The 13,675-nt window shown below is 65.3% G+C and carries 6 protein-coding genes; 4 read left to right on the top strand and 2 right to left on the bottom strand.

The window, feature by feature from the left end; genetic code table 11:
* Positions 1-4 precede the first annotated feature (4 nt).
* Both IGB42_RS14695 and IGB42_RS14690 read right to left on the bottom strand, forming a co-directional pair.
* Complete coding sequence (locus IGB42_RS14695; protein ID WP_159672921.1) at positions 5-358, bottom strand: hypothetical protein; 354 nt, start codon at positions 356-358, stop codon at positions 5-7.
* Positions 359-514: 156 nt separating this feature from the next.
* Entirely contained in the window at positions 515-2,629 is a 2,115-nt protein-coding gene (locus IGB42_RS14690; RefSeq protein ID WP_159672919.1) for a TonB-dependent receptor, read from the bottom strand.
* Here IGB42_RS14690 and IGB42_RS14685 point away from each other — a divergent pair.
* The 4 genes from IGB42_RS14685 to IGB42_RS14670 all read left to right on the top strand — a co-directional run bounded on the left by IGB42_RS14685 (position 2,628) and on the right by IGB42_RS14670 (position 13,301).
* Entirely contained in the window at positions 2,628-2,822 is a 195-nt protein-coding gene (locus IGB42_RS14685; protein WP_159672917.1) for a hypothetical protein, read from the top strand. The genes IGB42_RS14690 and IGB42_RS14685 overlap by 2 nt on opposite strands.
* Before the next feature lie 169 nt (positions 2,823-2,991).
* Positions 2,992-4,356 carry an enterochelin esterase gene (gene fes, locus IGB42_RS14680; RefSeq protein ID WP_201799949.1) on the top strand — a complete coding sequence of 455 codons (1,365 nt, stop codon included), beginning with the start codon at positions 2,992-2,994 and terminating at the stop codon, positions 4,354-4,356.
* A 29-nt stretch (positions 4,357-4,385) separates the two neighbouring features.
* Positions 4,386-4,595, top strand: a complete 210-nt coding sequence (locus IGB42_RS14675; RefSeq protein ID WP_159672915.1) for an MbtH family protein — start codon at positions 4,386-4,388, stop codon at positions 4,593-4,595.
* A 114-nt stretch (positions 4,596-4,709) separates the two neighbouring features.
* Positions 4,710-13,301 (top strand): non-ribosomal peptide synthetase, encoded by an 8,592-nt coding sequence (locus IGB42_RS14670; RefSeq protein WP_159672913.1) that lies wholly within the window; start codon positions 4,710-4,712, stop codon positions 13,299-13,301.
* Positions 13,302-13,675 lie beyond the last annotated feature (374 nt).

The raw sequence follows: 13,675 nt of genomic DNA, 5'->3' as shown, positions 1-13,675 counted from the left end.
CCCGTCAACCCGCGGGCCAGATCCCGATCAGCCCGGTCACCTCGATACCGTCCGGCATCAGGCCACCATATCCGCCCAGCGTCACATCGATACGGTCCAGGTAGCCGGCCGGATCAGAGAAAATCAGCACATTGATTTCCTCGGTCTTGTTCGATTTAAAGGCGAGCTCGCAAACCAGGCCACGTTCCAGCAGCGGTGGTATGCCCGGCGTCGGCGACACCGAAACAACAAACGAATTGCAACCGCAATCGCATGCCTCCCCGACCCGGAGCGCGTCCAGTTGGGCGTGCACGCCTGCAGGCAGCGCCTGTGCCTTGAGCAGTTGCAACCATTTTTCTGCGTTGGCAATCGATTTCATGATGCCTCGGGAATGCGCCCGGATCCGGGATGACACACCATGGTACAGCCCGGCCCGGATGAAGATTCGGGCGGACCATTGAAGAAGGCCCGGCACAAACGCACCGGGCCTTCTCGACCAGCAAACAACAGCAATGACTGCCAGTTACATCAACGCTCAGAAGCGGTAATCAAGCACCACACCGAAGGTACGCGGCGCACCCACATCGCCCACGATCATTTCCTGCGTACTCGGCCAGCGATCGCTGCCGATGTTCTTCGCGTACAGGATGTCCTGGTCGAACAGGTTCTTCACGTAGAAGCGGATGGCATAGTTGCCGTGATCGTAACCCGCTTGCAGGTTGGCCAGCACATAGTCACCGGCTTTCTCGCGGTTATCGTTGTCGATGCCCGAGAAATACTCGCCGGTATAGCTGACGTTACCGGATACGAACCAGTAACCACCAAACTTCTGGCGGAAGCCCAGGTTTGCCGTCAGCGCCGGGGCGGAATCAAACTCGTTGCCCTTGATCCTGGCGCCATATTGGCCGCCATCAGTCACTTCGGTGTGCAGCAGGCCCACCGAGCCGTACAGGCTGAGGCCGGTCGTCACCTGTGCGGCAGCATCGAGTTCCAGACCGTAGCTGGTGCCCTTGCCGATGTTCACCAGCCGATAGTTATAGAGCGCCTGATAGCCGGTGTAGTTGTTGTAGAACGCCGTGGCGTTGAGGCTCAGGCGGTTATCCAGCAGCACCGAGCGCGATGTGGCTTCATACGTGACGACTTCTTCCTTGTCGTACTCGTAGTAGGCGCTGGTCACCCAGTCCAGACCGCCGCCGCCCGGGTTGTAACCCTTGCGCACGGTAAAGCCCAGCGTGGTATCCGCCAGCTTGTACTGCACGCCGATCTTGGGCAGGAACATCGTTTCGCTCTTGTCGGTGTCCACAACACCCGCCCAGGGCTTGCCCGGCCATGCATCCAGATCGCGCTTCTGGCTTTCACGCTCGACGCGCCCGCCGGCAATCAGGTCGAACCGCTCGTTCAGGCCGATGGTGGCTTCGGCATAACCGGCAATGGTTTCCACTTTGTCATCGCCGGTAAAGGTGATCGCCAATGGGTCGGCAGCCAGCAGATTCTGCTTGCGGTCGAAATAGTACAAACCGGCTACGCCGCTCACACGGCCTTCCTTGGGGTTGTACACCACGCGGCCTTCCAGCGTGTTGCTCTTCTGATCCTGATCCAGGAAGAAGCGGTCGGCGCCGGATTCCTCGAAATGCAGCTTGTCATTGCCACGGCTGTACAGCAGGTGGCCGGTGGTCACGTCGTTGAACTGGTAATCGATGTCGATATTGGCCGTGTCGCCCTTGGAATCCTGGCGGCGCGTATTCGAGCTTTTGCCGTAGAACGCGTAGTTCTTGAACAGGTCGCCTTCGTTGCTGCAATCAGCATTGCTGCAAGGCGTTTCGATGCGGTTCAGGTACTCGCCCTTGTACTTGCGGTCGATCAGCGTCAACTTGGCCTTCAGTTGCGGCGCTGCGCTGGGCGTCCACAGCAACTTGCCGCGCACCGTGTAGTTCTGCAGCTCGGACGGATCCCACGGATATGAACCCTGGTAATCGATGAAGCCGTTGCCCTTGGTGCCCTCGACAGCCAGGCGGAATGCCAGTTCATCGCTCACGATCGGGCCGGAAACCATGCCGGCCACATAGGTGCGGCCATCTTCGTTTTCCACGCCCACGCGTGCTGCGCCTTCCAGCGTGAAGCTCGGGTCCTTGGTATTCACCACCACCGCGCCAGCCATGGCATTGCGGCCCTGGATGGTCGATTGCGGGCCGCGCAGCACTTCAACCTGCTCGACATCCCACAAGCCCACATCCAGGTATTGCTGGCCTGCCCAGGTTTCCGGCGCGCCGTCGACCGTGGTGCTCACGCGCGGCCGTGCACCGGAAATGAAGGTGAATACGCCGGTGGTGGGGCCAGAGCCGGCCACACCACGGATATTGATACCGCCCGCCGCATTGTGCGTGGCGTTGGGCACTTCCTGCGCCAGTTCGTTGATGTTGTGGTTCTGGCCGTCGTCAACCTTGGGAGTCTGGAACACCGATACCGCAGTGGTGGTGTCCTGCTGGCTGCGATCGATCTTCTCGCCGGTGACCGTCACCGTGGGCAGCGTGACTGCGTCATCGGCGTATACCGCACCGGATGCAGCAATACCCGCCAGGCTGGCCAACGCCAGCCGGGTGGCGAGGAACAGACGATAGCTGCGCTGCCGGGTGGCAGTGGACTTTCTCATGATGCTGAACTCCCTGGCTTTTTACATTGAAATGAAACCGTTCTGCTCCGGCGCCCCCGCCGGCCAAAAACGCTTACATACACACCAGAAAAAATATCCAGATCAAACAGCAACCAGAAAGCCTGAAGTGCAAACAACGCGGGTTTTGGCATCGGCAATGCGCAGCAGACTGCGGTTTTATGTTGCCGATTGAGCAAATTTATGCAATAAATGATAATACTTCTCATTAACAAAGGCAATACTTCCCTTTTCAGGTCCAGCAACGCCCGAAACCGGAATAAGCATGCAGTCAGATACTTTTTCAAAAAGTAAGCATCTGCTGATGTGTGCCACGCCTTTCCCATTGCAGTCCGCCCGCCCCGATGAATATGCATACCCTGGCGTTTGCCACCCCGACACCCGCTATGGCGCACCAGCTGGCCAGCAGCGATTGCGGCACCCCTGCCTGGTGGCAACGCCTGGCCGAAACAGGCATCCCCAGCGTGCTGCCCGCTGCCGATAACGCGTGCGCCGTCACGCTGCTGTGGCGTGATCCGCACGGCAACGATGCGCAATCACCGATCACCTGCGTGGTGGTCGACATGAACTCGGTCACCGATCACCACCGCCCCGAGCCCGAAGCCATGGCGCGCGTGCCGGGCACCGATGTCTGGTATTGGCACACCACGCTGCCGGCAGATTGGCGCGGCAGCTATGGCTTCATTCCGCTGCAAGCCGATCAATTGCCGCCTGCCTATCACGGCGCTGACGAAGCACGCCGCCAGCAACAGCGCGCGTGGTGGATCAGCATCATGGCGCACGCAGTAGCCGATCCATTCAACCCGCCCAGCCAGCCGGGCAATACCGCATCGGCATTGCACCTGCCGGCCGCGCCCGATCAGTCGTGCTGGCGCGATACCGATGCCGGCCATACCGGCCCCACCCAGCCAGAACGGCTGCGCGCATTGCCATGGCACAGCGCCATGCTGGCCAACCAGCGCACGGTGTGGCTATTTGAAACCGGCACGGCAAGTACGGAGCGCCCATTGGTGATCCTGCTCGACGGCCAGCGCTGGGCGCGGCAAATCCCCATCTGGCGCGCGCTCGAGCTTGAAACGGCCAGTGGCCGGCTGCCGGCTGCTGCCTATCTGCTGATCGACAGCATCGATGGCATGCACCGCGGCAGTGAGCTCGGCTGCAACGCCATGTTCTGGCAAGCCATCCAGCAGGAGCTGCTGCCGTTCGTGCACACCAGCATGCCGTGCAGCCAGGACGGCGCACGCACCGTGGTGACCGGGCAAAGCCTGGGCGGCCTTGCCGCGCTCTACGCCGGCTGGCACTGGCCAAGCCGCTTCGGCCGCGTGCTGAGCCAGTCCGGCTCGTTCTGGTGGCCGCATGAAGACCTGATGCGCTTGCCACCTGGCGTGGCGCCGCACCGCCGCGCTGGTGCCAGTGGCGAGCTGGCGCGCGAAATCGCCGCCGCGCCACCCGCCCTTACCCCACTGGCCGTGCTGCTGGAAGTAGGCAGCCGCGAGGATGTGATGATCGACGTCAACGAAGCCGTACGCGATGCACTGCTGGCCAACGGCCACCACGTGCAATGGCAGATTTTCGAAGGCGGCCACGACAGCCTGTGCTGGCGCGGCGGCCTGATCGATGGCCTGGCACGGCTGCTCGCGTCCACACCCACGTCATCCGGACCGCCCCCGTCCGGATCAACGCCGCCCACGCGGCAACCCGTTTTCTGAAAAATCCCTGACCTTTGCCGGAGCGCGCAATGAGCGATACCCAGACCAACCCGTTCGACGATGAAAACCTGGCCTTCCTGGTGCTGGTGAACAACCAGACCCAATACAGCCTGTGGCCGGACATCACCGCAGTGCCGCCGGGCTGGCGCGTGGTACTCGGCCCGGAAAGCCGCAGCCACTGCGTGCAATGGCTGGAACAAAACTGGCAGGACATCCGCCCCCGGGCACTGCACGCCTGATCTGCCCGCGTCGGCTGATCCATCAGCCTCCGTTTTCCCCCGGCCGGCCCCCTGATGCCAGCGGCACCGCCGCTGCCATCGCCGCGCCCGCCGCATCACCGCAGCGAGATTTCCATGAACACGTCTCCCATCGTTCACGCCTCCCCCGTCACCACCCTGCCCATCGCCGGCGCCCAGCTTGGCGTATGGCTGGCCGACCAGATCGCCCCGGTTTCCACCGCGTATACGGTGGCCCACCATATGGAATTCCACGGCCCGCTCGATGCCACGCTGCTGGCCCGCGCAATCCGCCTGGCGCTGGCCGAAGTGGATACCCCGCATGCGCGTTTTGAAGACAGCGCCACAGGCCCGCAGCAGCATCTGCCCGGCGCGCTGAATGCCGATGCATTGCCGCAACCCGACCGGCACGACCTGCGCGGCGAGGCAGACCCGCGCGCCGCTGCGCTGGCACTGATGCATGCCGATGTGGCCACGCCACTCCCGGCCGATGGCGCCGCGCCGCTCTACCGCCATATGCTGCTGCAACTGGCAGATGGCACCACGCCACACTGGATGTGGTACCAGCGCTATCACCATGCCTGCGTGGACGGCTATGCGTTTGCCGCGCTCACCCGCCGCATGGCCGAGCTGTACAACCAGTTGCTGTGTGGCGAAGCCATCGTGCACAAGCCGTGCACGCCCTACGCCGAAGTGATTGCGGAAATCCGCGCCTACCAGGGCTCGGAAACGCAGCAGCGCGATGCGGCGTTCTGGGTCGATTACATGCGCGATGCGGCCATCCCCGCTACGCTGGCGCAGCGCAGCGCCGGTGGCACTCTGGCCAATGCCGATGTATTGCGTGAACGCATCACCATCCCGCACGCCACGCTGGCGGCATTGGCCGCACAAGCCCCCACGCAGAACGTGGCCGAGCTGCTGGTGGCCGGCGTGTTCGGCTACCTCACCCGTATTACCGGCCAGGCGCAGCAGACTGTCGGCCTGCCTTTCATGCGCCGGCTGGGCTCGAAAGCCTTGCGCGCCTGCGGTACCGTCGTCAACGTCTTGCCGCTGGCGGTGCGCGTCGATACCGGCCTGCCATTGGCCGAGCTCGCCCAGCGGGTGAACCTGGAGCTGCGCCGCATCCAGCGCCACCAGCGCTTCGATGCCGAGGATTTGCAGCGCGCGCTGGGCCTCGTCGGCAGCGGCCGCGCGCTGTACGGCCCCACCATCAACCTCAAGCTGTACGATGCGCCACTGCAATTCGACGGCGTGACCGCGCACAACCAGCCGCTGGCAGCCGGCCCGGTCGAGGATCTGGAATTCGGCCTGTGGCCGGAAAACGATGGCTTCGTCATCGAACTGGCCGGCCACCCGGGTCGCTACAGCAGTGCCGAACTCACCCTGCATGGTGAACGCCTCGCCACCTTGCTGACTGCGCTCGCCGCCCAGCCGGCCCTCACCGTGGCAGAGACACCGCTGATCGGCGAGCGCGAAGCGGCCTTGCTGGCTGCAAGCTCTACCGGCGCCATGCCGGATGCGTGGCCGGGCCTGATGTCCGTCGCGCAGATGCTGGATGAACAGGCAACACGCCAACCGCAGGAGCGTGCGGTGGTATCCGGCGATGCCTCGCTCGACTACGCCACGCTGGCCGCGCGCGTGAACCAGCTGGCGCGCGAGCTGGTGGCGCAGGGGCTGGGCGCGGACGATATCGTCGCCATCGGCCTGCCGCGCAGCATCGACGCGGTGGTGGCACTGTTTGCGGTACTGACCGCCGGCGCCGCCTATCTGCCGCTGGATCTCGATTACCCGGATGAACGGCTGGCGCAACTGCTGGGCGATGCAGAGCCCGCAGCACTGATCACGCACGGCCCGGCGCTGGCGCGGCTGCCGCAGCACGCTACCACGCTGCGGCTCGATAGCCCGGCGCTGCAACAGCAGCTTGCCCGCCACGCCACCGCACCGCTCGGCGATACCGAGCGCCGCACTCCACTGGCGCTGGGCAACCTGGCCTACATCATCTATACCTCCGGCTCCACCGGCCGCCCCAAGGGCGTGATGGTGACGATGCGCGGCCTCGTCAACCTGCTGCGCTCGCACGGCCAAGGCTTCTTTGCCCGCACCGTAGAGCAACTGGGCGGACGCCGGCTGCGCGCCGCGCACAGCGCATCGTTCTCGTTCGATACCTCGTGGGAGCCGCTGTTCTGGCTGCTGCTGGGGCACGAGTTGCACCTGTGCGATGAAATCCTGCGCCGCGATGCGCAGGCACTGGTCGAGCTGGTGCAGGCGCAGCGCATCGATACACTGGATGTACCCCCATCGATGCTGCAGCAGATGTTCAACTGCGGGCTGATGACGGAAGGCCAGCACCAGCCGGCGCTGGTGCTGATCGGCGGCGAGGCCGCCTCGCCAGCGCTGTGGCAAGCAGCAAGGCAATACCCGCAGCTCACCGTGTACAACCTGTATGGCCCCACCGAATACACCATCGACGCCATGCAGGCCAGTGCCGCCATGGCGGCAGAGCCGGTGATCGGCCGGCCGGTGGCCAACACCCGCGCCTGGGTGCTCGATGGCAAGCTGCAACCGGTGCCGGTTGGCGTGCTGGGCGAGCTGTACCTGGCGGGCGAGAGCATCACGCTCGGCTACCTGCGCCGGCCAGACCTGACCGCCGCGCGCTTCGTGGCCGACCCGGCCGGCAACGGCACGCTGATGTACCGCACCGGCGATCTGGTGCGCTGGCGCGCCGATGGCCTGCTCGAATACCTGGGCCGTGGCGACCAGCAGGTGAAGATCCGCGGCTTCCGCGTCGAGCCCGCCGAAGTGGTGCAAGCGCTGCTGAAGCTGCCAGGGGTGACCGGCGCGTATGTCAGCGCGGAAGCAGCCGGGGCCAGCCACCGCTTGCTGTCGTGGTGCACGGTGGCCACGCCACTGCATGCGGATCAACCGGGGCTGGCGCAGCAACTGCTGGCCACGCTGGCGGTATCGCTGCCGGAATATATGGTGCCGGCGCAGCTGGTGTTGCTGGAGACCTGGCCGCTGAACGTCAACGGCAAGGTCGACAAGGCCCAACTGCCACGGCCTGCGGTGGAAACCCGTGATGTGGTCATCGGCCGCGCGCCAACCAATGCGGCCGAACAACTGCTGTGCGATGCGGCGCGCACGGTGCTGGCGCTCAACGCTGTCGGTGCCGACGATGATTTCTTCCATCTGGGGGGCGACAGCATTTCCGCCATGGCGCTCGGCACCGAACTGCGCCGCGCCGGCTGGCTGCTGCGGCCGCGCGATGTGTTTGCCCAGCGCACCCTGGCCCGCATGGCGGCGGCATTGCAGCCCTTGCATGCCGCCAGCGCCGAGCTGAGCCACGCTGTGCAAGGCCCTGTCGGCAAGCTGCCGATTTACGCCTGGTTTGCCGGGCATTACGGTCTGAACCGCCGCTACGCGCAGGGCGTGCTGATCCGCTTGCCCGCCGCGCAAACGGCCGGCGTGCTGACCACCGCGCTGCATGCGCTGGAGCGCGCCCACCCGATGCTGCGCAGCCATGTTGCACACGGCGAACTCGCCATTGCCGCACTGGCCACCACGCTGGATCACCGTATCCTGCAACAGGCCGAACTGACCGCCACCGGCTCTGCAGCGGCAGACTGGATCGACACGCGCTTTGACGCCGCCGCGCAGCGGCTATCGCCACACGACGGCCTGATGTGGCAGGCAGAACAGCTGCAATGCGGCAACGATGCCTGGCTGATGCTGGTGCTGCATCACTTGGTGGTGGACGGCGTATCGTGGCGCGTACTGCTGCCGGAGCTGAAGACCGCCATCGAAGCCGCCGCAGCCGGCACCCGGCCATTGCTGCCGCGCGAAGCCACCACGCTGCAGGAACGTGCACGCGAACTGGCCGCAGCGCTGCCAGGCCGCCAGGCGGAAGCTGCGCAGTGGCTGGCCACGCTGGCAGAACCACTGGCGCTGTTCGGCCCGCTCGATGCCGCACGTGATCACTACGGCAGCGCCCAGGCACGGCGCACCCTGCTTGATCACACGCTGACCGATGCACTGCTGTTGCAATTGCCGCAGGCGTATCACGCCAATGTCGAGGAAATCCTGCTTACCGCCGTGGCGCAGGCATTCCGCGATACCTTCAGCAACCACAAGCTGCGTTTCGCGCTGGAATCACACGGCCGCGAGGCATTCGACGACAGCGTGGATCTGTCGCGTACCGTGGGCTGGCTGACTGCCGAATACCCGGTGCTGTTCGCGCTGGAACCGGTCACCGCTGCCCACCCTGCCACCAATCCCGCTGCCGACGTGCGCGCAATCAAGCGCGCGCTGCGCGGCATTGCCGACCGCGGTATCGGCTATGGCATGCTGCGCTACCTCGATGCCACGCATGGCCCACGCCTGGCCGCGCTGGAAGCCACGCACCAGCCGCAAGTGCTGTTCAATTACCTGGGCCGCTTCAATGCCGGCCAGGGCAACTGGCAGGCCGAGCGCATGGGCCAGCGCTTTGCCGATGCGTTTGCAGTCGACCTCGATCCAACCATGCCGCAAGCGTATCCGCTCGAGCTCAACATCTTCGTCGAGGAATCCGCACAAGGCCCGCGGCTGGCATTGAACTGGAGCTGGGCACCCGCGTTGCTCGATGGTGCCATCATCACGCAGCTCGAACAGGGCATTGCACGGCATGCACAGGCACTGCGCCAGCTGGCGCTCGATCACCCCGCACAGGCTGCCGATACGCTGGTCGCCGCGGAAACACGCATTGGCCAGCAAGCACTGGATGATGCCGATCTGGCCCGCCTGAGCACCCGCCACGGCGCGCTTGCCGCCGTGCTGCCGGTACTGCCGCTGCAGGAAGGCCTGCTGTTCCACGCGCAACTGGGCGAGGCCGCCAGCAAATACAACTCGCTCACCCGCATCGATTTCCATGGCCCGCTGGACAGTACCCGCGTGCGCGCCGCGCTGGATGCAGTCGCGCTGCGCCACCCGCAGTTGCTGGCCCGCTTCGACTACGCGCAAAGCGGCGCGCCACTGCAACTGGTGCCGCTGCTCGCAGCTGGCACGCCACTATGGCCGTGGCTGGAATGCACGCTGGATGGTGACGCGGTGGAAGCGCAGATCAGCGCGCTGGAACAGGCCGAGCTGGCCCGCGATTTCATCATCGGCCAGCCCGATACCACGCCGTTGCTGCAGGCGGTGCTGGCCCACCATGGCGACCACCAACACACGCTGCTGCTCACCGCGCACCACCTGGTAGCCGATGGCTGGTCTACCCCCATCATGCTGCATGACTTCCTGCAGGCCTACAGCAGTGACGATGCCGATAAGGTAGTCCGCCTCGCCCCCACGCGCGTCGATTACCCCACCGTCGTGCGCGCATTGGCCAGCCGTGATCCGCTACCGGCACGCAACGCATGGCGCGACGCGCTGGCCGGTGCCAAGCCCACGCTGCGCTTCGGCGAAGAGGCCGCGACCGGCCCGGTGCGCGAGCTGGAAATCGTGCTGCCCAAGGCGCTGGAACAGGCACTCACCCGCTGCGCACGTGATCGCGGCCTCACGTTCAACACGCTGCTGCAAGGCATGTGGGCCGCGTTGCTGGCCATCGAAACCGGCCGCGACGACGTGGTGTTCGGCTCGCCCATTTCTGGCCGCTTCAGCCCGGTGGACGGTATTGCCGAGCATATCGGCCTGTTCAGCAACACCATCCCGGTGCGTATGAAGCTGCTGCCCAACCGGCCGCTGCTCGATCAGCTCAATGCACTGCAGGAACAGCAGATCGGTTTGCTGGAACACGATGCACTCGGCCTGGCGGAAATCCAGCGCCTGGCCGGTACCGGCACGCTGTTCGATACGCTGCTGGTGGTGGAAAACTATCCGGAAGACCCGGCACTGCGCACGCGGGATTACCACGGCGCACGGCTGACCGGCCTGCGCAACCGCGGCTACACGCACTACCCGCTGACCGTGCTGGCGCTGCCGGGCGAGCAGATGCGGCTGGTGGTGGAATACCGCGATGCGGTCAGTTCGCCGCAGCAACTGGTCGAGCGCATCCTCGGCCTGCTCGATCACCTCGCCTATACGCCGGAGCGCAACTGGGCCAGCTACGATGGCCGCACCAGCGCAGACCGCGCGCTGATCGATGCCACCAATGCCACGACGGTGGCACTGCCGCCCACCACCTTGCGTGCACTGCTGGCCGAACAGGCTGCCCGCAGCCCGGATGCCCCGGCACTGCACGATGCCGGGCACCGCTTCAGCTATGCCGAGCTACGCGCGCAAACCACCCATCTGGCGCGCGGCCTGACCGATGCGGGCGTACACACCGGCGATATCGTGGCCATTGCGCTGCCACGCTCGGTGAAGCTGAGCCTGGCGCTGCTGGCCGCCGTCGAGGCGGGCGCAGCTTACCTGCCGCTGGATACCGGCTACCCCATCGAGCGGCTGGCCTATATGGTCAGCGATGCCAAACCCAGGCTCATCGTGACCAGCCCGGAGCTGGCCGACTGCTTTGCGCCACTGGGCGAGCTGCTGATCATCGATACCCTTCCCGATGCCGCCACCGCTGCAGCGGCCACCTTCGAGCCGCCGCTGCTGACGCCGGAGCATGCGGCCTACCTGCTGTATACCTCCGGCTCTACTGGCCGCCCCAAGGGGGTACTGGTATCGCACCGCGCCATCGTCAACCGGCTGGTGTGGATGCAGCACGAATACGGGCTGATCCCCAGCGATGTGGTGATGCAGAAAACGCCATGCAGCTTCGATGTATCGGTATGGGAATTCTTCTGGCCCTACCTGTACGGCGCCCAGCTGCACATGGCCCCGGCCGAAGCGCACCGTGATCCGGAGGCGCTGCTGGCATTGATCGAAGCCGAACAGATCACCACCATGCACTTCGTGCCGTCGATGCTGGCCGCCTTTGTTGCGCACCTGCAGGCCGATCCGCAGCAACATGCACCGCGCACCTGCAGCCTCAAGCAGGTGTTCTGCAGCGGCGAAGCGCTGTCGAAAGAACTGGCGCAGCAATACGCGGCGCTGGTCGATGCACCGCTGCACAATCTGTACGGTCCCACCGAGGCCGCGGTCGACGTCAGCTACAAGCCGGCGGCAGACGACGATGCCGGCACCCGCATCGCCGCCAGCGTGCCGATCGGCAAGCCGGTATGGAATACCGGGCTGCGCATTCTGGATGCCGCGCTGCGCCAGGTACCAATCGGCGTGCAGGGCGAGCTTTACCTGACCGGCGTGCAGCTGGCGCACGGCTACCTGGGCCGCCCGGATCTGACCGCCGCACGCTTCGTTGCCGATCCGTATGCGGACCCCGCAAATGGTGGCGAGCGCATGTACCGCACCGGCGACGTGGTGCGCTGGCTGCCCACCGGCGACGTGGAATACCTGGGCCGCAGCGACGATCAGGTGAAAATCCGCGGCCAGCGCATCGAGCTGGGCGAAATCGAGGCGGTGCTGCTGGCCCAGCCGGGTGTGGCGCGCGCGGTGGTGCACGCCCGCACGCTGGGCAGTGCCGAAGCAATGGCCGGCGCGGACAGCCGGCAACTGGTCGGCTACATCGTTGCCGCCGATGCTGCGCCCGATGTCACGGCATTGCGTGCCGCACTGGCAGACCGGCTGCCGGCGCACATGGTGCCGGTAGGCATCGTGCAACTCGATGCCTTCCCACTCAGCGCCAACGGCAAGCTCGATCGCAAGGCATTGCCTGCGCCGAGCGATGTGGCCACCGGCAGCGGCCGTGCACCAAGGCCGGGGCTGGAAAGCCAGGTCGCCAACGTGTTCGCCCGCATGCTGGAAACGGAAGCGGTCTCCGCCGATGACGATTTCTTTGCACTGGGCGGCCATTCGCTGCTGGCGATGCGCCTGGCGGCCGAACTGCGCCGCGAGCTGAACCGGCCGGTTTCGGTTGGCCAGATCATGGTGTCGCCATCGGTGGCGCGGCTGGCAGCGGTGCTGTCGGATGCCAACGCCGCCAATGACCCGGCCAATGCCGGCTTCGGCGATGTGCTGCACCTGCGTGCCGGCCTGGGCGCACCGTTGTTCTGCATCCATCCGGCCTCCGGCTTTGCCTGGCAGTACAGCGGCCTCAGCCGCTACCTGCCGCCGCAGCTGCCGCTGATCGGCCTGCAGTCACCCCGCCCGGACGGCGCGATTGCCGCCAGCGCCGACATGGCTGCCGTGTGCGAGCAGCATCTGGCCGCATTGCGGCGCATCCAGCCGCATGGTCCGTATCATCTGGTCGGCTATTCGCTGGGTGGCACCGTGGCGCAGGGCCTGGCGGCACGGCTGAGCGCGCAGGGTGAAGAAGTAGCCTTCCTGGGCCTGTTCGATACCTATCCGCCGGAAGGCCAGGACTGGAGCGGGCCGACCGAGGACGAAGCCCGCGCCGAGGTAGACCGCGAACGCGAACAGTTCATGGATGCCGCCGAGGAAGCCACCGACAGCTTCATGGAGAACGAAAAAGCACAGATGTTCGGCCACATCATGGCCAACTACCAGGACGCGGTACGGTTGTTGTCAGCAGCGCGCACGCAGCGCTTTGCCGGCAAAGCCACGCTGTTCGTCGCCGAGCGGACGTTGCCGGCGGGCTGGGATGTGGAAGGTTGCTGGGCACCGCATCTGGATGGCCTGACCGTGCATCGCTTCGATTGCGCGCATGAAGACATCCTGTCACCCGAATCGCTGCAAACGCTGGGGCCGGTACTGGCGCAGGCATTGCGCGGGGATTGAACCATGACACTCGCGCTGCGCGTGATCGAGCCAGTCACGCAAGCACCCTGCATGCGGTTTTGCACTGCACCGGCCGTACGCTGGTCGGCGCGACTGCAGACTTGCGCTGCAGCGCCGATATGGATGATGCAGTAACAGCAATCGTAAAAACACGGCCCATGCCGTGGCAGTACACGCAATTCAAACCGGGGCCCTGCCCCGGTTTTTTTATGCCTGCCATTTGCGATGCATGCTCACAGGGCAAGCCAGCACATCACACCGCTTTCATGAGATCCGACGCGCTACCCATCGCCTTACCAGGCGCTGTTAGCCGCTTCAAAGGCGATGGCACCCGTTGCAGCAGACAGCAAAAAGCCGCCACAGCGCATGCGCAC

Source organism: Andreprevotia sp. IGB-42 (assembly GCF_009848685.1).
Lineage (GTDB): Bacteria > Pseudomonadota > Gammaproteobacteria > Burkholderiales > Chitinibacteraceae > Andreprevotia.
The sequence above is the reverse complement of the archived record's forward strand: the minus strand, read 5'-3'. Positions and strand labels throughout refer to the sequence as shown.